The following is a 17341-nucleotide window of genomic DNA, read 5'->3' on the forward strand; positions in this document are numbered from 1 at the left end:
TGCACTGGGAATCCCCATTCCTGTTAAGAATGGGTCTGCACGGTATGTCCGCAAGGTTGCATGGCCATGACATGCGTCTGCACATTTCATGTACGACGCTGGCGCGCCCGGTTTGGGGTTGGGCCCGGCAATCCGGCAAAATGGTGGCCTCTCTCCTGATTCCCCTTCCCGACCATGAAGATCGTCGAAGTGCGCCACCCGCTGGTGCAGCACAAGATCGGCCTGATGCGCAACGCTGCGCTCAGCACCAAGGATTTCCGCGAACTGGCCAACGAGCTGGGCACCCTGCTGGCCTACGAGGCCACCGCCGACCTGGACACCGAGCCGCACACCCTGCCCGGCTGGGCCGGCCCGGTCACCGTGCAGCGCATCGCCGGTGCCAAGATCACCGTGGTGCCGATCCTGCGTGCTGGCCTGGGCATGCTCAGCGGCGTGCTGTCGCTGATCCCGGCCGCGCGCGTCAGTGTGGTCGGCCTGCAGCGCGATGAGGAAACCCTGCAGCCGGTGCCCTACTTCGAGCGCCTGACCGGCCGCCTGGAAGAGCGCGACGCGCTGATCCTGGATCCGATGCTGGCCACCGGCGGCACCCTGATCGCCACCATCGACATGCTCAAGCGCGCCGGCGCCCGCCGCATCAAGGGCATCTTCCTGGTGGCCGCGCCGGAGGGCATCGAGGCGGTCAAGGCCGTGCACCCGGACGTGGAGATCTACACCGCGGCCATCGACGCCCAGCTCAACGAGAAGGGCTACATCCTGCCGGGTCTGGGCGATGCCGGCGACCGAATCTTCGGTACCCGCGTTGGTTGAGCCGGTGAATCAGGGGGCAGAGCCCTTTCGTGCCGAAAGGGATCTGACCCCACTAGATGCGGGGTCGGATCCGTCTCCACAGGAGAGGGCTCTGACCCCAGGCGCCGTACTACAGACCGGCCGCGAATGCTTCGAGCTGGTCGATGGCGGTGTTCCAACCGTCGAAGAACCCCAACTGCTCATGCTGGTCACGCAGCGCCTTGTCCGGGTGCATTACCCGCGCCGTGTATCGACAGCCCGCGTCCTCGTCCTCCATCGTGATGATGGCGGTGAAGCCCAGCCACGGTGACTGCGGCCGCCAGCCCGCGCCCAGCATCGAGGTGAACACCAGCCGCTGCTTGGGAACGATCTCCAGGAAGCTGCCCGGGTTGTCACTGCTGCCGCCGTCGGGGCCCTGCATGAAGGTGTGGAAGGCCCCGCCCGGGCGCAGGTCGAACGCGCGTACTTCGGTGGTCCACGGCTGCGGGCACCACCACTGGCGCAGCAGCTCCGGGTCGGTCCACGCCCGCCACAGCGCGGCACGCGGTGCGTTCAGTACGCGGCTGATGACCAGATCGGTCTCGGGGTTGTTACCTGCGTCTGCGGCCATGGACCTGCTCCTGTCGGTGAAGGGTTTCGACAAATTCGACCATGCGCTCGGCGCGTGCTTCCCACATGGCGCGCTGCGCGGCCAGCCATTGCTCGGCCTGGCCCAACCGTTCCGGCACCAGTTCGCAGGTGCGTATGCGCCCATGCTTGTGGCTGCGCACCACGCCACTGCGTTCCAGCACGGCCAGATGCTTCATCAGCGAGGGCAAGGCCATCTCGAACGGCTCGGCCAGCATCGACACGGTGCGCGGCCCCTGCCCCAGCGTGGCGACGATCGCGCAGCGCGTCGGGTCGGCCAGCGCCTGGAAGACCGCCTGGATGTCAGGATCATACTTACCCATTTGGCTAAGTAATACGCCGATCTGAACACCGGTGCAAGCGCTCTTGGCCCGGGGCGCATTCTTCACATGGCCTTGCAGGCCGGAAGCGAATGCTCCGCGCACCCGCCACCCCTGGAGCTCCCGATGAAAGCCTCTTTCCTGCTGGCCGCCGTCCTGCTGGTCGGCCTGCCGCTGGCCGCCAATGCCACCACCCCGCAGCAGCAGCGCATGGCCGACTGCTCGGCCAAGAACAAGGGCTTGAAGGGTGACGCCTACAAGACCGCGCAGAGCGCGTGCCTCAGTGGCCATGCCGCCGAAAGCAAGGCAGCGACCACCCCGCAGGAACGCATGCGCAAGTGCAATGCCGACGCCGGCGCCAGGAAGCTGGCAGGTGATGCGCGCAAGACCTTCATGAGCAGCTGCCTGAAGGCGTCGTAGCGATCGCTCGCCCAATTCAATCGAATGGGGGCAGAGCCCGTTGCGCAGCAACGGGATCCGACCCCGACAGATCGCAGCCATCTGTCAGAGGCGGGGCGGTGTCGGATTGCGGGGTGTCAGCCGCATGGATGCGGCTGCCAAGCCTACAGGGACGTACCTGCGGCGTCCCCGCAATCCGACACCGCCCCGCCACCCCACGGATAGCCCGCTTTTGACGTTGACGTTGCCGTCGAGCAGGTTGCAGGGCTGCAAGCCCTGCCGACAACACCCCTCACCCCAGCGCGCGCGCCTTCAGTTCACCCTGCTCATGCAGGGTCACGAATCGACCCTTGTCATCGCGCCCCAGCTGCGCAAGCGCCACCTGCGGGTCGTGGGTGAAGAACAGATGCACGTTGCGTGCCAGCTTGTCCTCAAGGAACTGCCGCTTCTCGTCGATCAGCAGTTCGGCGTTGCGGTCGTAGCCCATGGTGATCGGTACATGCACCCATGAGCGGCCCGGGATCAGGTCGGCGCAGAACACCACGCCGCCATGCGCGCCCTCGCCCGCATGCGCATGGCCGACGATCTCAGCCAGCATCAGGCCCGGCGTGTGGCCGTCGCTGTAACTGAAGCGCACGCTGCGGCCGAGTGCCTTTGAATACTCGCCTTCCACCACTTCCAGGCGACCACTGGCCTGCAACAGGCCGGGCAGCTCGGGGATGAAACTGGCGCGGTCGCGCGGGTGCGGTTGCAGCGCACGCTGCCAGTGCTGCGCGCCGACCACGAAAGTCGCGTTGGGGAACAGCAGTTCCGGTTCACGCCCTTCGCTCCATGCCGCCAGCAGGCCGCCGGCGTGGTCGAAGTGCAGGTGGCTGAGCACCACCACATCGATATCCTCATGTTCGAAACCCGCCTCGCGCAGCGAATCGATCAGCACATGCTGGCTTTCCTGCACGCCGTAGCGCTCGCGCATGCGCGGATCGAAGAATGCACCGATGCCGGTTTCGAACAGCACCGTCTTGCCTTCCAGCGGACTGGCAAGCAACGCACGACAGGCCAGCTCGATACGATTGAGCTCGTCCGGTGCCGCCCATTTTTCCCACAGCGCACGCGGTGCGTTGCCGAACATCGCACCGCCGTCCAGGCGCTGCGAGTTTCCACGAATCGACCATAGTTTCATAGGGCAATTATCGGCGGCACCCCGTTAAATAATCGCTAGAAAGGAAACAGAAAACCCCGCCGTGGCGGGGTTCTCAGGTTTGCGTCCGCCGGGCATGGCCCGGCGCTACCGCCGCATCAGCGGGCCGGCACGACCTGGGCACTGCCCACCGGGTTGCGCGGGTCGCTGCCACCGAACAGTCGGTTCACCTTGCGGTCCCATTCCACGGTCTGCAGGTTACCCCAGACGTGGCTGGAACCGCGGCCACCGGCAGCAGTGTCGCCCGGCAGGTCGATCCTGTGGCCCATCGCCTGCAGCTGCTTCACCGTGGCCGCGTCGAACGCATCGTCCTCGGCTTCGATCAGGTCCGGCAACCACTGGTGGTGGTAACGCGGCAACGCAGCCACCTGCTGCGCATCCAGGCCGGCGTCGTAGCCGAGGATGCCCAGCAGCACCATGGTGATGATGCGACTGCCACCCGGGGTGCCCAGCACGATCACCTTGTCGTCGTTCTCCATGAAGGTCGGCGTCATCGAGCTGAGCATGCGCTTGCCCGGCTTCGGTGCATTGGCCGCGTAGCCCATCACGCCGAACGCATTGGGCGTGCCCGGCTTCAATGCGAAGTCGTCCATTTCGTTGTTCAGCAGCACGCCGGTGCCCCTGGGAATCAGACCCGAGCCGTACAGCAGATTGACGGTCTGGGTGGCGCCGACGCGGTTGCCGTCGCGGTCGATGATCGAGAAGTGCGTGGTCTCGTCGTCTTCCAGCGGCGTCGGGTTGCCCGACAGCAGGTCGCTGGGCGTGGCCTTCTCCGGGTGGATGGTGGCGCGCAGGCCCTGTGCGTAGTCCTTGCTGGTCAGTACCTTCTGCGGGATCTGCACGAAATCCGGATCGCCGAGGAAGAAGGTGCGGTCACGGTAGGCGCGACGCATCGACTCCACCACCAGATGGGTACGGTGCGCCGGATCCATCTGCCTGATGTCCCAGCCTTCCAGGATCTGCAGCATGCTTGCCAGCGCGATGCCACCGGACGACGGCGGCGGCGCGGTGGTGATCTTCCAGCCGTTGTAGTTGAAGACGATCGGCTCGCGCTGCTTCACCCGGTAGCCGGCCAGTTCCTCGGCCGTCCATTTGCCACCGGCCTGCTTCACGCCGGCCAGCAGCAGCTTGCCGGTCTGGCCCTTGTAGAAACCATCGAAGCCACCGGCCGCCAGGCGCTCCAGCGTCTGTGCCAGTTCCGGCTGCTTGAACAGGTCACCGGTAGCGATCGGCTTGCCGTTGCGCAGGTAGACCTCACGCGTGCCGGGATAACGCTCCATCACTTCGCGGCGCGAGGCATAGCCCTTGGCCATGCGGTCGTAGACCGGGAAGCCTTCGCGGGCGATGCGGATCGCCGGTTGCAGCGACGCCGACAGCGGCAACTTGCCGTGCTTGGCCGACAGTTCGACCAGCGCTGCGGGCAGGCCCGGAATGCCGGCCGACCAGGCACCGTTGACCGAGCGGTCGCGGTCCAGGTTGCCCTGCTTGTCGAGGAAGGCCTGCGGCGTGGCCGCCGCCGGTGCGGTCTCGCGCGCATCCAGCATCACGTCCTTGCCGGTGGCCGCGTCGTGCAGCAGGAAGAAGCCGCCGCCGCCCAGGCCGGAGCTGATCGGCTCGACCACCGCCAGCGTGGACGACACCGCCACCGCAGCATCGAAGGCGTTGCCGCCCTGCGCCAGGATGTCGATGCCGGCCTGGGTGGCCAGCGCGTGGCCGCTGGCAATGGCCGCGCCATCGGGGCGCTCGGCACGGGCCGGGCTGTCGGCCCAGGCCATCGGGCTCAACAGCAGGCCGAGCAGCAACAGGGGACGGACGATCAGCGTCTTCATTCGGATGGGGGCTCCGCGTAGAGTTCGGGGTGATCGTGCTGCAGCTGGCGCAGCTTGGCCAGCAGCTGGTCTTCGGTTTCCACGATCTCCGGGTCCGGATCGATGCACTCGACCGGGCAGACGACCACGCACTGCGGTTCGTCGAAATGGCCCACGCATTCGGTGCAGCGCGCAGGGTCGATCACGTAGATGGTTTCACCCATCGCAATGGCCTGGTTCGGGCAGGCCGGCTCGCATACGTCGCAGTTGACGCAGAGCTCGTTGATTTTCAGCGACATGGCGATACTCCTCGCCCGCGCCTTGGGACAAGGACCGGCCAGCGCGGGCGCGCGGGCCGGTCAGGTCATCAGCGGCGCCCTTGCGGAGCGCCGCCCGGGCCATGCCGGAGCATGGCCGCCATGGCTCGGTCTTACTTGGCTTCGACGAAAATGTACTCGGCACCGGTCGGCTGCACGGCAGCCTGCACGCGGGCGTTGTCGGCCGACTGGCCGATGAAGACGACGCGCACGCCCTTCATCGAATCCGGCGACACGTCCTTGAACACGGCCTGGATCATGTCAGCCATCTTGCCCGAGGCCGACGAACCGAAGGCCAGCATGTTGCCCGGCTGCACGCCACGGGCCACGGCCTGGGTCGCGCTCTCGGTCTGGCGCTCATACTTGGCCTGGAAGTCCGGGTCCGATTCCGGCGAGAGGTAGTACAGGAACGGGCTGTTGGTGATGTTGCCCATGTTCTGGATCGCCACTTCCTGCAGGTACTTCTTCCAGCCTGCATCGTCGTCCTTGGACGGAGCGACCAGGGCCTGCTTGGCTTCGTCGACCGGAGCGGCCTCTTCCTTCTTGCAGGCGGTGAAGGCCAGGGCCAACGAAGCGATCAGCATCGCGCGCATGGTGGTGTTCATGGGTTTCCTCCCGGAATGGTGCGTGGTGTTGTACGTAATGGGGTGCAGGTACTGCGGACTTACTGCTGTGCCGCCTTCGCTTCGCGGACCTTGCGCAGGGCTTCGAGCACCGCGGCCGGCACGAAGCCGGACACGTCGCCGCCCAGGCGCGCGATCTCGCGGACCAGCGAGGACGAAATGAAGCTGTGCTGTTCGGCCGGGGTCAGGAACAGGGTCTCGACCTCGGGGATCAGGTGGCGGTTCATGCTCGCCATCTGGAACTCGTACTCGAAGTCGGACACCGCGCGCAGGCCGCGCAGCAACACCCCGCCCTGGACCGAACGTACGAAATGAGCCAGCAGCGTATCGAAGCCGATGACCTCGACGTTGCTGTGGTGCCCCAGCGCACCGCGAGCCAGCTGCACGCGCTGCTCCAGCGGCAGGGCCGGCCCCTTGGACGGGCTCTGCGCCACGCCGACCACGACCTTTTCAAACAGCGGTGCGGCCCGGCTGACCAGGTCGATATGACCATTGGTGATCGGATCGAACGTGCCGGGGTAGACGGCGATGCGGCGGTTGGCCACGGTCATGGGCGGTTGCAGATGTTCAGATGAGGTCAAAGTGTAGCAGTGGCGCGGCGGTACAGGGCAAAGCGCACCTCGCGGGTGCCGCCCTCGCGGTGCAGCAGCCAGTCCGGCGGCAGTACCGGCACGTGGCCGGCCGGCGATTCCAGGTACAGCCAGGCATCGGCGGCCAGGTGCCGTGGCAGCTGGGCCAGCACGTTCTGCCACAGGCCATCGGCGAACGGGGGGTCGATGAACACCAGATCGGCCTGCTGCGCCGGCGCGCTCTGCAGCCAGCGCAGGGCATCGGCCTGGACCACGGCCACCTGGTCGGCCGCCTGCAGCTTGGCCACGGCAGCAGACACATTGCGGCCCAGCTGTGCATCGCGCTCGACCAGGGTGGCATGGCTGGCGCCGCGCGAGACCGCTTCCAGGCCCAGCGCGCCGCTGCCGGCGAACAGATCCAGCACGCGCGCCCCACCCAGCTTGGGCATCAGCCAGTTGAACAGGGTCTCGCGCACGCGGTCGCTGCTGGGCCGCAGGCCTGGCAGGGTCGGCACCGGCAGGCGGGTGTTGCGCCAGCGCCCGCCGATGATGCGGACCTGGCCCTCATTGCCGCCACGGCCACTCATCGGCGCCTCCGGCGGGAGGTATTCGAGAATTTCAGCATGGAGGGGATTGTAGTCGTCCGGGCGGCGCCCGGAACCCGCAGAAGCCGAAGCAACAGCCGAAGCAACTTCAAAAGCTTGATCCCTGTGGGTTGGCGGGGTGGGTCCGGTTGCGGGGGACGCCGTGAATCCGTCCATGGAGGCTCGGTCGCGCCATCCATGGCGCTCACGCCCCCGCAACCGGACCCACCCCGCCTTCGACAGTTTCCTGCGATCTGTCGGAACGGCTCTTGGAGTCAGATCCGTTTTCCGTAGGAAAACGGATCTGACCCTGATTTGGATTTCGAGATCTGAGAGATTTCATCCACACATGGCGTGGATCTACTGGCCGCCGACCAACTGTCAGAGGTGGGGCGGTGTCGGGGTGCGGGGTGTCCGCGGCATGGATGCCGCGGCCAAGCCTACAGGGACGTACTTGCGGCGTCCCCGCAGTCCGACACCGCCCCTCCCTCCCACGGAAAGCTCGCTTTTGACCTTGACGTTGATTCGGCGGGTGCAGGGCTGCAAGCCCTGCCAACCGACCCCTTGATTTCGGGACAATCACCCCTACCCCTTGGCGAGGCCGCACGCGCTGGCGCGGCATTGCACATGGAGCCTTATCGATGACCGAGACCACCAAGACCGAAACCCTTGGCTTCCAGACCGAAGTCAAGCAGCTGCTGCAGCTGATGATCCACTCGCTGTACTCCAACAAGGAGATCTTCCTGCGCGAGCTGGTCTCCAATGCCGCCGACGCCGCTGACAAGCTGCGCTTCGAGGCCCTGACCCAGCCGGCCCTGCTGGAATGCGACAGCGAGCTGCGCGTGCGCGTCAGCTTCGACCCCGCCGCCCACACCATCACCATCGAAGACAACGGCATCGGCATGAGCCGCGCCGAAGCCATCGCCCACCTCGGCACGATTGCCAAGTCCGGCACCGGCGATTTCCTGCGCCAGTTGTCCGGCGACCAGAAGAAGGATTCGCAGCTGATCGGCCAGTTCGGCGTCGGCTTCTACAGCGCCTTCATCGTTGCCGACCAAGTGGAAGTGACCTCGCGCCGCGCCGGCCTGGCTGCGGGCGAAGGCGTGCGCTGGACCTCGCGCGGCGAAGGTGACTTCGAAGTGGCCACCGTCGACAAGGCCGAGCGCGGCACCCGCATCGTGCTGCACCTGAAGGACGGCGAGCATGACTTCGCCGATGGCTGGCGCCTGCGCAGCATCCTCAAGAAGTACTCCGACCACATCGGCCTGCCGATCCAGATGCCGAAGGAAGGCAAAGAAGGCGCTGCCGTCGAGTGGGAGACCGTCAATCGCGCCAGCGCGCTGTGGACCCGCCCGCGCACCGAGATCAGCGACGCCGAGTACACCGAGTTCTACAAGCACGTGGCCCACGATCACAGCGATCCGCTGGCGTGGAGCCACAACAAGGTCGAAGGCAAGCTGGAATACACCTCGCTGCTGTATGTGCCGGGCCGCGCGCCGTTCGACCTGTACCACCGCGACGCGCCCAAAGGCCTGAAGCTGTACGTGCAGCGCGTGTTCGTGATGGACCAGGCCGAGCAGTTCCTCCCGCTGTACCTGCGTTTCATCAAGGGCGTGGTCGATTCCAACGACCTGTCGCTGAACGTGTCCCGCGAAATCCTGCAGTCCGGCCCGGTCATCGATTCGATGAAGGCGGCGCTGACCAAGCGCTCGCTGGACATGCTGGACAAGCTGGCCGCCGACAAGCCCGAGCAGTACGCCACGTTCTGGAAGGAATTCGGCCAGGTACTGAAGGAAGGCCCGGCCGAGGACTACAACAACCGCGAGAAGGTGGCCGGCCTGCTGCGCTTCGCCTCCACCCGCGGCGACGGCGATGCGCAGAGCGTGTCGCTGGCCGATTACCTCGCGCGCATGGCCGAAGGCCAGGACAAGATCTATTACCTGACCGGCGAAAGCTACAGCCAGGTGCGCAACAGCCCGCACCTGGAAGTGTTCCGCAAGAAGGGCGTGGAAGTGCTGCTGCTGACCGATCGCATCGACGAGTGGCTGATGGGCTACCTGACCGATTTCGACGGCAAGGGCTTCGTCGACATCGCCCGTGGCGACCTCGACCTGGGTGCGCTGGAAAGCGAGGCCGACAAGCAGGAGCAGGAAGCGGCGGCGAAGGACAAGCAGGGCCTGGTCGAGCGCCTGAAGACGGTGCTGGGCGACGACGTGGCCGAAGTGCGCGTGTCGCACCGCCTGACCGATTCACCGGCGGTGCTGGCCATCGGCGAGCAGGACCTGGGCCTGCAGATGCGCCAGATCCTGGAAGCCAGCGGGCAGAAGGTGCCCGACAGCAAGCCGGTACTGGAGATCAACCCGGGCCATCCGCTGATCGCCAAACTGGATGCCGAGGCCGATGGCGCGCGCTTTGATGACCTGGGCCGGGTGCTGTTCGACCAGGCCGCGCTGGCCGCCGGTGACAGCCTGAAGGACCCGGGTGCCTATGTGGCGCGCCTGAACAAGCTGTTGCTGGAGCTGTCGGCCTGAACGAGACGGTGGTCGCCGGGCATGGCCCGGCGCCACCTTGGTAGATGCCAACCTTGGTTGGCGCAATAGAGGCGTGTCAACCAAGGTTGACACCTACCAGAACCCGTCAGTTCAGGCTTCCCGATCCAGCAGCGACCCCAGCAGCTGGTCCTGGCGGCGGATCACCGTGGCATTGGCGGCGAAGGTCACGACTTCGGCCTTGGCCGCCAGCAGATCACCCAGTGGCGCGCCCGGATCGGGGCCGGTGGTGCCCACCGCCGTCTCCACCCCGCCCTGAGCCACCGCACTGCGCTGCAGCTGCAAGCGCTCGGCTTCGGGGGTCGCCAGGTTGGCAACGTTGTGTGCAGCCACCTGCACGCCCTGCTGGGCCGCGCGCATCCCGCTCAGTGCAGTTCCCATCACGTTGTTCATGGCGGCCTCCGGGCTGCACGACGCAGCCCTCCGGACCGGTTAACGGCCAAAGGGCCGCGACCTTGAGTCCACATCGGCCAGACAGCCCCGAGTGGTAGCATATCCCCCTGATTTCAGCGCCTTTTGCCAATGCTCAGTTTTTTCCGCCGCAAGAAGCCCCAGGATGCCCCCGCCACGGAGGCAGCCAAGACCCAGCACTACTCGGCTGAAGAGCTGGCGGCGGCGTTCCCGTCGGCCGTGCCCGCCAAGGACGCGCCCGCCGCATCGGTGGCCGAAGCCGTAGCACCTGCACCTGCACCTGCGCCTGCACCGGCCCCCGTACAGGCGCCCGTCGCCGAAGCGCCCGCCGTGCCGGCTGCGCCGCCGGTCATCGCGGCCGAAGACGTGCAGGCCGAAGCGCTCGCCGCGGCCGCTGTGCTGGCTCCGCTGGCCCCGGTCGTTCCGGCCGAGGAGCCGGTCGCCCCTGCCACCGACCTGCCGACCCTGGTGGACGCCCCGCCCGCCGCCGCCGGCAAGCCCGGCTGGCGCGAACGCCTGCGCAACAGCGTCATCGCCCGCAGCTTCGGCGGCCTGTTTTCGCGCAATCCCAAGCTCGACGACGATCTGCTGGACGAGCTGGAAACCGCATTGATCACCGCCGACGTCGGCGTTGGCGCCACCACCGATCTGGTGGAAGGGCTGCGCAAGCGCATGAAGTCGCGCGAGTTCGCCGATGCCAACGCGCTGCTGGCCGCACTGCGCGCCGAATTGATCGCGATCCTGCAGCCGGTGGCCAAGCCGCTGCTGATCGACCGCAATGCCAAGCCGTTCGTGGTGCTCACCGTCGGCGTCAACGGCGTCGGCAAGACCACCACCATCGGCAAGCTGGCCAAGCGCTTCAAGGATGACGGCCACAGCCTGATGCTGGCCGCCGGCGATACCTTCCGTGCCGCTGCCGTAGCCCAGCTGCAGGCCTGGGGCGAGCGCAACGGCGTGGCCGTGGTCGCCCAGGGCCAGAACGCCGATGCCGCCTCGGTGGCATTCGACGCGCTGCAGGCCGGCAAGGCCCGTGGCACCTCGGTGCTGATTGCCGACACCGCCGGCCGCCTGCACACCCAGTCCGGCCTGATGAACGAGCTGGGCAAGATCCGCCGTGTACTCGGCAAGATCGACCCCACCGCGCCGCACGAGGTGCTGATGGTGATCGACGGCACCACCGGCCAGAACGCGCTGTCGCAGCTGCGCCAGTTCAATGCCGCGGTGAACGTGACCGGCCTGGTGGTGACCAAGCTGGACGGCACCGCCAAGGGCGGCGTGGTGTTCGCACTGGCCCGCGAGTTCGGCATTCCGATCCGTTTCGCCGGTATCGGCGAGCGTCCGGAAGACCTGCGCGTGTTCGATCCGGAAGCCTTCGTCGACGCCCTGCTGCCTGAAGCACTGGGCGGCTGATACACCGTGCAGCCACCGCACTCTGGTGCAGCCACCCATGGAGTGGCTCTACCAGGGTGAACCCACCGGTGGCTGCCTCTCTGGAACACGAGATGCCCCGCCAGCCGCACGCCAGCGCCGGAACCCCGCAGACCGACGGCTTCGTCGCCCACCTGCTGCACTGGTTCGACGGCCACGGCCGCCACGACCTGCCCTGGCAGCACCCGCGCAGCCCCTACCGGGTCTGGCTGTCGGAGATCATGCTGCAGCAGACCCAGGTGGCCACGGTCATCCCGTATTTCCAGCGGTTCCTGCAGCACTTCCCGACCCTGCCCGACCTCGCCGCCGCCAGCAATGATGCGGTGATGGCGCAGTGGGCCGGGCTTGGCTACTACGCCCGAGCGCGCAATCTGCACGCGGCGGCCCAGCGCTGCGTGGAGCTGCATGGCGGCGATCTGCCGCGTGATTTCGACGCGCTGCATGCCCTGCCCGGCATCGGCCGCAGCACTGCCGGGGCGATCCTCAGCCAGGCCTGGAACGACCCGTTCGCGATCCTCGACGGCAACGTCAAGCGCGTGCTCAGCCGCTACCACGGCATTGACGGCTTCCCCGGCCTGCCGACCATCGAGAAGCAGCTGTGGGCTCTCGCCGAGGCGCACGCGACGCACGTACCGGCCGGGCGCATGGCCGATTACACCCAGGCGCAGATGGACCTGGGCGCGACGGTGTGCAGCCGCGCCAGGCCGGCCTGCGTGATCTGCCCGCTGCAGGACGACTGCGTGGCACGCCGCGAAGGCCGCACCGCCGATCTGCCCACGCCCAAGCCGGGCAAGACCCTGCCCGAACGCGAAGCGGTGGCCCTGCTGCTGCGCGACACCCGGCAGCGCGTGCTGCTGCAGAAGCGTCCGGACACCGGCATCTGGGCGCAGCTGTGGACGCTGCCGCAGGCCGAGGCCGGCAGCGATCTGCAGGACTGGTTCGACACGCATGTCGACGGATCGCTGGAAGACGCCGAAGAGCTGCCGGTGCTGCAGCACACCTTCAGCCACTACAAGCTGCACCTGCAGGTATTGTCGCGGCAGGTGCACGGCCTGCGCGTGGAAGAACCCACGCTGCGCTGGGTCGCCGCCGACGAGCTGCCGGCGCTGGGCCTGCCGGCGCCGATCCGAAAGCTGCTCGATGGCGCCAGCGTCAAGGCGCCGAAAAGAACGTCCAAGAAATCCCGCAACCACGAGTGAACGCCATGTCCCGAACCGTCTTCTGCCAGTACGAACAACGCGATGTCGAGGGCCTGGATTTCGTGCCCTATCCGGGCGAGCTGGGCCAGCGCATCTTCAACAACATCGGCAAGCAGGCCTGGGCGGCATGGCTGGCGCATCAGACCATGCTGATCAACGAGAACCGGCTGTCGCCGCGCACGCCCCAGCACCGCGCGTTCCTTGAAGGCGAACTGGTCAAGTTCCTGTTCGAAAAGGACGCCGAAAAGCCCGCCGGCTTCACTCCGGAAGCCTGACGGCAAAAAGGGGACGGAGGGGATTAAGTCGTTAGTGGCACAAACGACTTAATCCCCTCCGTCCCCTTTTTGATCAATTGGCTGGGGTGGTCTCCGCCTCGCGCTCCTGCACCTGCGCCTGGCGCAGCTCCTGTTCGGAGGTGCGCAGTGCCTTCACGTCCAGCTTGCGGATGCTGTTGATGAAGCACGGCATGCGCGGGCCGCCGGTCGGGTCGCGCACCAGCACCTTGTCGAAGCGTGACGAGACCCGCCCCATGCTGCTGGTCAGGCCGATGGCGGTGGCGTAGGACAGGTCCGGGCACGGGCCACTCAATTCCAGAAGGTAGGCCTCGCTGGGGCGGGTCCACACTGCCAGCGCACTGTCACCCAGCTCGGTCCAGCCATTGAGGCTGCCGAAGAACTGCATGTCGTTCTGCGGTGCGCCAGCATGGGCGCGGTACAGGTCGAGCTTTTCGGCGCTGCTGAGGCGGCCGGTGGTCGCGCAGGCGGCCAGGGCCAGGCAGAGGCCTGCCAGCAGAAGCGGGGTCTTCATGGCGATCTCCTCGGGGAACTGTCGCCATCATGCGCCCGACCGGGCAACGCCGGCGCGACGGCCGGCGGCCCCATTCAGCCGCTGGTCGGCGGCTCTTGGCCGGACCACGGTAGACGCCAACCTTGGTTGGCGCTTGTCCTGCAAGATCAGCCGACCAAGGTCAGCCTCCACCAGAGCGGGCCCTGCCCTTAGACGTCGGCGTGGGCCAGCGCGTGCAGGCGCCCTTCGCGCAGTTCCAGCACCCGGTCCAGGCGACGTGCCAGGCTGCGGTCGTGGGTCACCAGCACCAGGCTGGTGTGGCGGGCGCGATTGAGTTCCAGCATCAGGTCGAACACGGTGCCGGCGGTGCGGTCATCCAGGTTGCCGGTCGGCTCGTCGCCGAGCACACAGGCCGGATGGTTGACCAGCGCGCGCGCCACGGCGGCACGCTGGCGCTCGCCACCGGACAGCTCGCCCGGCTTGTGATCCAGGCGATGGCCGAGTCCGACCGCTTCCAGCAGCGCCGTGGCCCGGCTGCTCGCTTCGGCCACGGCGGTTCCGGCCAGCAGCACCGGCATCATCACGTTTTCCAGCGCGGTGAACTCCGGCAGCAGGTGATGGAACTGGTAGACGAAGCCGAGGGCCTGGTTGCGCAGCAGGCCGCGCGCGGTGTCCGACAGCGCCGACATGCGCTGGCCGGTCACGTAGACCTCGCCAGCGGTCGGAATATCCAACCCGCCCAGCAGGTGCAGCAGCGTGCTCTTGCCGGCACCAGAGGCACCAATGATCGCCACGGTTTCGCCCGCGGTCACGGTCAGGTCCAGGCCATCGAACACCGGGGTCTGCATGCGCCCTTCGGCATAGGTCTTGCCCAGTGCTTCGGCGCGGATCACTTCATCGCCGCGATTGAAGACCTTATTCATAACGCAGGGCCTCCGCCGGCTGGGTGCGTGCTGCCCGCCAGGCGGGATACAGGGTGGCCAGGAAGCTCATCAGCAGCGCGACCACGGTGATCGCCACCACGTCGCCGGTCTGCATGTCGGTCGGCAGGCCGGTGATGTAGTACACGTCCTCCGGCATCAGCTTGACGTTGAACACGGCCTCGATGGCCCCGAGAATGCGCTCCAGGTTGAGGGTCAGGGTGATGCCACCGATCAGGCCGGCCAGCGTGCCGAAGATGCCGATCAGCGAGCCCTGCACCATGAACACCTGCATCACCCCGCCCGGGGTCAGGCCGAGGGTGCGCAGGATGGCGATGTCGGCCTGCTTGTCAGTCACCAGCATCACCTGCGAGGACACCAGGTTGAAGGCGCCCATGGCGATGATCAGCGACAGCAGGATGCCCATCACCACCTTTTCCATGCGCAGCGAGTGGTAGAGGTTGGCGTTCTGCTGGGTCCAGTCACTGACCCGGTAAGCACCGCCGAGGCTCTGCGCCAGGTCCACGCCCACTTCCAGCGAGCGGTCCATGTCGTGCAGCTTCAGGCGCACGCCGGTGGCACCGTCGCTGCGCAGCACGCGCTCCAGGTCCTGCATGTTGGCAAAGCCGACGCCACGATCGACCTCGTTGTAGCCGGCCTCGAAGATGCCGCTGACGGTGAAGCGTTTCATTCGCGGCACCGCTCCGGCAGGCGTGCCCTGCACTTCGGCGAAGGTCACCAGCACCTGATCACCGACGTCCACGCCGAGCCAGATCGCCAGTTCCTTGCCCAGCAGCAGGTTGAAGCTGCCCGGCTTGAGGCTGTCATAACTGCCCTTGGTGACCTTCTTGTCGATCACCGAGACCTTCGGCTCCAGCGCCGGATCGATGCCCTGGATGATCGCACCCTGCACGCGCGGGCCGCTGATCATCGACTGGATCTCGATGTACGGAGCGGCACCGGCCACGCGCGGGTCCTTGCCGGCAATGTCGACCACGCGCATCCAGTCCGGCATGGGCTCGCCGTCACGGCTGATGGTGGTGTGGGCGGTCATCTGCAGCAGACGGCTGCGGATTTCCTTCTGGAAACCGCTCATCACTGCCAGGGTGGTGATAAGCACCGTGACGCCGAGCGCGATGCCCAGGATCGATGCCATCGAGATGAAGGAGATGAAGCCGTTGCGGCGCTTGGCGCGCAGGTAGCGCAGGCCGATGGCCACGGGTATGGGTTTGAACATGCAGGCACGCCGGTCAATTCAGCTTATGGTGCCATTGACCGGGGCCGACGGGAAACGCTGCGTGCGGCCACGGCCAGTCGCAGTTCACGTCGCTGCCCGGAATCGAGCACATCAGGCCAGAACAACAGGCGACGCCGCCGCCGGTCCTCACGCCACAGCAACAGCAACCAGGGGCCGCGCACCACCAGGCGGGGGGCATCGATGTCCTGCCCCGCCACCTGCAGCGGATCGGGCAGCGCCGGCAGAAGAACCCGTGCACGCGGTCGGCGCAGGCGCCAGGCCAGTTCGGCCAGGCCGATTGCCCAGGCCAGCAGCACGGCGGGCATCAGCAGCCGCGGCGGTAGATCCGACTCATGCAGCAGCCAAGGTGTGGCCAGCAACACCGACAGCTGGGCCACAGCCTGCAGCCGCGAAGGGCGCCACTCAAGGCTTGAGGGCGAGGATCTTCTGCATGAGGGGGATGGCGTGCGCATGCGGGCAGGCCTCATAGCCCATGAACCAGCGCCACAACTTATCGTCCTCGCAATCGAGCAGGAACAGGAAAACCTCGCGCTCTTCGGTCGGCGCAGTGCTCCATTCCTTATCCAGGTAGCGCCCGAACAGCTGGTCCAGTTCGCGCATGCCGCGGCGGCAGCGCCAGCGCAGTTTCTTCAGCAGAACGTCTTCTTCCATCGTGTTTCTCCAGATACAGCAAAGCCACGCATGGCGTGGCTCTGCTGGGAGGTGCAGCCACGCATGGCGCGGCTCTACCAGGTACAGCCGGACCTTATCAGGCGCGGCGTTCCATCATCAGCTTCTTGATCTCGGCGATCGCCAACGCCGGGTTCAGGCCCTTCGGGCAGGTCCGGGCGCAGTTCATGATGGTGTGGCAGCGGTACAGCTTGAACGGATCTTCCAGATCATCCAGGCGCGCACCGGTGTCCTCATCGCGCGAGTCGATGATCCAGCGGTAGGCCTGCAGCAGGATCGCCGGGCCCAGGTAACGCTCGCCGTTCCACCAGTAGCTCGGGCAGCTGGTCGAGCAGCAGGCGCACAGGATGCACTCGTACAGACCGTCCAGCTTCTTGCGGTCTTCCGGCGACTGCAGGCGCTCGCGATCCGGCGGTGCCGGGGTCTGGGTGCGGATCCACGGCTTGATCGAGGCGTACTGCGCGTAGAAGTGGGTCAGGTCCGGAACCAGATCCTTGACCACGTTCATGTGCGGCAGCGGGTAGATCGGCACTTCCTTCTTGCCGCAGTCCGAGATGGCTCGGGTGCAGGCCAGGGTGTTGGTGCCGTCGATGTTCATCGCGCACGAACCACAGATACCTTCGCGGCAGGAGCGGCGGAAGGTCAGGGTCGGGTCGATCTCGTTCTTGATCTTGATCAGGGCGTCCAGGACCATCGGGCCACAGGCGTCCAGATCAACTTCATAGGTGTCGGTACGCGGGTTGCTGTCGTCGTCCGGACTCCAGCGGTAGATCTTGAAGGTGCGCACGTTCTTGCCGCCGTTCTTGACGGGGAAGTGCTTGCCCTTCGTGATCTTGGAATTCTTGGGGAGTGAAAACTCGGCCATGGCTGCTCTCGTTGGCTCAGGCGGC

At 66.7% G+C, this 17341-nt stretch carries 21 protein-coding genes; 6 read left to right on the top strand and 15 right to left on the bottom strand.

Annotated features, from left to right (window positions below):
- The first annotated feature begins 174 nt into the window (after positions 1-174).
- Entirely contained in the window at positions 175-807 is a 633-nt protein-coding gene (gene upp / locus AC5YGJ_RS06235; protein WP_107232758.1) for a uracil phosphoribosyltransferase, read from the top strand.
- 109 nt (positions 808-916) lie between these two features.
- On the opposite strand, the gene AC5YGJ_RS06240 is transcribed toward upp, so the two are convergent.
- Together AC5YGJ_RS06240 and AC5YGJ_RS06245 are read right to left on the bottom strand one after the other, a co-directional pair.
- Positions 917-1396, bottom strand: coding sequence for an SRPBCC family protein (locus AC5YGJ_RS06240; RefSeq protein ID WP_496186080.1), 480 nt, complete (start codon positions 1394-1396; stop codon positions 917-919).
- Positions 1377-1802, bottom strand: coding sequence for an ArsR/SmtB family transcription factor (locus AC5YGJ_RS06245; RefSeq protein ID WP_496186081.1), 426 nt, complete (start codon positions 1800-1802; stop codon positions 1377-1379). Before AC5YGJ_RS06245 ends, AC5YGJ_RS06240 begins: the two co-directional genes overlap by 20 nt.
- 57 nt (positions 1803-1859) lie before the next feature.
- On the opposite strand from AC5YGJ_RS06245, the gene AC5YGJ_RS06250 reads away from it, so the two are divergent.
- Complete coding sequence (locus AC5YGJ_RS06250; RefSeq protein ID WP_496186082.1) at positions 1860-2153, top strand: PsiF family protein; 294 nt, start codon at positions 1860-1862, stop codon at positions 2151-2153.
- Between the two features lie 271 nt (positions 2154-2424).
- Here AC5YGJ_RS06250 and AC5YGJ_RS06255 read toward each other — a convergent pair whose 3' ends face one another.
- From AC5YGJ_RS06255 to rsmD, 6 genes are all read right to left on the bottom strand, one after another.
- Positions 2425-3312 (bottom strand): MBL fold metallo-hydrolase, encoded by an 888-nt coding sequence (locus AC5YGJ_RS06255; RefSeq protein ID WP_309334056.1) that lies wholly within the window; start codon positions 3310-3312, stop codon positions 2425-2427.
- A 116-nt stretch (positions 3313-3428) separates the two neighbouring features.
- Entirely contained in the window at positions 3429-5159 is a 1731-nt protein-coding gene (gene ggt / locus AC5YGJ_RS06260) for a gamma-glutamyltransferase (RefSeq protein WP_409461222.1), read from the bottom strand.
- Positions 5156-5437, bottom strand: coding sequence for a YfhL family 4Fe-4S dicluster ferredoxin (locus AC5YGJ_RS06265; protein WP_004153175.1), 282 nt, complete (start codon positions 5435-5437; stop codon positions 5156-5158). Before AC5YGJ_RS06265 ends, ggt begins: the two co-directional genes overlap by 4 nt.
- Positions 5438-5568: 131 nt before the next feature.
- Complete coding sequence (locus AC5YGJ_RS06270; protein ID WP_107232764.1) at positions 5569-6060, bottom strand: hypothetical protein; 492 nt, start codon at positions 6058-6060, stop codon at positions 5569-5571.
- A 59-nt stretch (positions 6061-6119) separates the two neighbouring features.
- Entirely contained in the window at positions 6120-6629 is a 510-nt protein-coding gene (gene coaD / locus AC5YGJ_RS06275; RefSeq protein WP_107232765.1) for a pantetheine-phosphate adenylyltransferase, read from the bottom strand.
- A 26-nt stretch (positions 6630-6655) separates the two neighbouring features.
- The gene (gene rsmD / locus AC5YGJ_RS06280; protein WP_496186083.1) at positions 6656-7234 is read right to left on the bottom strand and encodes a 16S rRNA (guanine(966)-N(2))-methyltransferase RsmD; all 579 of its coding nucleotides are present in this window, start codon (positions 7232-7234) and stop codon (positions 6656-6658) included.
- Positions 7235-7872: 638 nt separating this feature from the next.
- On the opposite strand from rsmD, the gene htpG reads away from it, so the two are divergent.
- Positions 7873-9762 carry a molecular chaperone HtpG gene (gene htpG / locus AC5YGJ_RS06285; protein WP_496186084.1) on the top strand — a complete coding sequence of 630 codons (1890 nt, stop codon included), beginning with the start codon at positions 7873-7875 and terminating at the stop codon, positions 9760-9762.
- Between the two features lie 111 nt (positions 9763-9873).
- On the opposite strand, the gene AC5YGJ_RS06290 is transcribed toward htpG, so the two are convergent.
- On the bottom strand, positions 9874-10173 hold the full coding sequence (locus AC5YGJ_RS06290) for a hypothetical protein (protein WP_496186085.1): 300 nt from the start codon (positions 10171-10173) through the stop codon (positions 9874-9876).
- A 129-nt stretch (positions 10174-10302) separates the two neighbouring features.
- Here AC5YGJ_RS06290 and ftsY point away from each other — a divergent pair, with 129 nt between their 5' ends.
- From ftsY to AC5YGJ_RS06305, 3 genes are all read left to right on the top strand, one after another.
- Positions 10303-11601 (top strand): signal recognition particle-docking protein FtsY, encoded by a 1299-nt coding sequence (ftsY, locus tag AC5YGJ_RS06295; protein ID WP_496186086.1) that lies wholly within the window; start codon positions 10303-10305, stop codon positions 11599-11601.
- A gap of 92 nt (positions 11602-11693) precedes the next feature.
- Positions 11694-12818, top strand: a complete 1125-nt coding sequence (mutY, locus tag AC5YGJ_RS06300) for an A/G-specific adenine glycosylase (protein WP_496186087.1) — start codon at positions 11694-11696, stop codon at positions 12816-12818.
- Between the two features lie 5 nt (positions 12819-12823).
- Entirely contained in the window at positions 12824-13093 is a 270-nt protein-coding gene (locus AC5YGJ_RS06305) for an oxidative damage protection protein (protein WP_249844335.1), read from the top strand.
- A gap of 73 nt (positions 13094-13166) precedes the next feature.
- Here the strand turns inward: AC5YGJ_RS06305 and AC5YGJ_RS06310 are convergent, their stop codons facing one another.
- The 6 genes from AC5YGJ_RS06310 to AC5YGJ_RS06335 form a co-directional block, all read right to left on the bottom strand.
- Positions 13167-13625: a DUF6491 family protein gene (locus tag AC5YGJ_RS06310; protein ID WP_249844336.1), complete on the bottom strand. Its 459-nt coding sequence runs from the start codon at positions 13623-13625 to the stop codon at positions 13167-13169.
- Between the two features lie 188 nt (positions 13626-13813).
- Positions 13814-14527: a lipoprotein-releasing ABC transporter ATP-binding protein LolD gene (gene lolD, locus AC5YGJ_RS06315; RefSeq protein WP_249844337.1), complete on the bottom strand. Its 714-nt coding sequence runs from the start codon at positions 14525-14527 to the stop codon at positions 13814-13816.
- Positions 14520-15761, bottom strand: coding sequence for a lipoprotein-releasing ABC transporter permease subunit (locus AC5YGJ_RS06320; RefSeq protein WP_496186088.1), 1242 nt, complete (start codon positions 15759-15761; stop codon positions 14520-14522). Before AC5YGJ_RS06320 ends, lolD begins: the two co-directional genes overlap by 8 nt.
- 23 nt (positions 15762-15784) lie before the next feature.
- Positions 15785-16234, bottom strand: coding sequence for a hypothetical protein (locus AC5YGJ_RS06325; RefSeq protein ID WP_496186089.1), 450 nt, complete (start codon positions 16232-16234; stop codon positions 15785-15787).
- Positions 16185-16433 (bottom strand): FAD assembly factor SdhE, encoded by a 249-nt coding sequence (locus AC5YGJ_RS06330; RefSeq protein ID WP_249844340.1) that lies wholly within the window; start codon positions 16431-16433, stop codon positions 16185-16187. The genes AC5YGJ_RS06325 and AC5YGJ_RS06330 overlap by 50 nt, the downstream gene beginning before the upstream one ends.
- Before the next feature lie 97 nt (positions 16434-16530).
- Positions 16531-17316, bottom strand: a complete 786-nt coding sequence (locus AC5YGJ_RS06335) for a succinate dehydrogenase iron-sulfur subunit (protein WP_005409079.1) — start codon at positions 17314-17316, stop codon at positions 16531-16533.
- Between the last annotated feature and the right edge of the window lie 25 nt (positions 17317-17341).

Source organism: Stenotrophomonas sp. CS3K5 (assembly GCF_059515225.1).

Coding starts and splice junctions, on each gene's coding strand:
- upp (WP_107232758.1), top strand. CDS start 175: ATGAAGATCGTCGAAGTGCGCCACCCGCTGGTGCAGCACAAGATCGGC.
- AC5YGJ_RS06240 (WP_496186080.1), bottom strand. CDS start 1,396: ATGGCCGCAGACGCAGGTAACAACCCCGAGACCGATCTGGTCATCAGC.
- AC5YGJ_RS06250 (WP_496186082.1), top strand. CDS start 1,860: ATGAAAGCCTCTTTCCTGCTGGCCGCCGTCCTGCTGGTCGGCCTGCCG.
- AC5YGJ_RS06255 (WP_309334056.1), bottom strand. CDS start 3,312: ATGAAACTATGGTCGATTCGTGGAAACTCGCAGCGCCTGGACGGCGGT.
- ggt (WP_409461222.1), bottom strand. CDS start 5,159: ATGAAGACGCTGATCGTCCGTCCCCTGTTGCTGCTCGGCCTGCTGTTG.
- AC5YGJ_RS06265 (WP_004153175.1), bottom strand. CDS start 5,437: ATGTCGCTGAAAATCAACGAGCTCTGCGTCAACTGCGACGTATGCGAG.
- AC5YGJ_RS06270 (WP_107232764.1), bottom strand. CDS start 6,060: ATGAACACCACCATGCGCGCGATGCTGATCGCTTCGTTGGCCCTGGCC.
- coaD (WP_107232765.1), bottom strand. CDS start 6,629: ATGACCGTGGCCAACCGCCGCATCGCCGTCTACCCCGGCACGTTCGAT.
- rsmD (WP_496186083.1), bottom strand. CDS start 7,234: ATGAGTGGCCGTGGCGGCAATGAGGGCCAGGTCCGCATCATCGGCGGG.
- htpG (WP_496186084.1), top strand. CDS start 7,873: ATGACCGAGACCACCAAGACCGAAACCCTTGGCTTCCAGACCGAAGTC.
- AC5YGJ_RS06290 (WP_496186085.1), bottom strand. CDS start 10,173: ATGAACAACGTGATGGGAACTGCACTGAGCGGGATGCGCGCGGCCCAG.
- ftsY (WP_496186086.1), top strand. CDS start 10,303: ATGCTCAGTTTTTTCCGCCGCAAGAAGCCCCAGGATGCCCCCGCCACG.
- mutY (WP_496186087.1), top strand. CDS start 11,694: ATGCCCCGCCAGCCGCACGCCAGCGCCGGAACCCCGCAGACCGACGGC.
- AC5YGJ_RS06305 (WP_249844335.1), top strand. CDS start 12,824: ATGTCCCGAACCGTCTTCTGCCAGTACGAACAACGCGATGTCGAGGGC.
- AC5YGJ_RS06310 (WP_249844336.1), bottom strand. CDS start 13,625: ATGAAGACCCCGCTTCTGCTGGCAGGCCTCTGCCTGGCCCTGGCCGCC.
- lolD (WP_249844337.1), bottom strand. CDS start 14,527: ATGAATAAGGTCTTCAATCGCGGCGATGAAGTGATCCGCGCCGAAGCA.
- AC5YGJ_RS06320 (WP_496186088.1), bottom strand. CDS start 15,761: ATGTTCAAACCCATACCCGTGGCCATCGGCCTGCGCTACCTGCGCGCC.
- AC5YGJ_RS06325 (WP_496186089.1), bottom strand. CDS start 16,234: ATGCGCACGCCATCCCCCTCATGCAGAAGATCCTCGCCCTCAAGCCTT.
- AC5YGJ_RS06330 (WP_249844340.1), bottom strand. CDS start 16,433: ATGGAAGAAGACGTTCTGCTGAAGAAACTGCGCTGGCGCTGCCGCCGC.
- AC5YGJ_RS06335 (WP_005409079.1), bottom strand. CDS start 17,316: ATGGCCGAGTTTTCACTCCCCAAGAATTCCAAGATCACGAAGGGCAAG.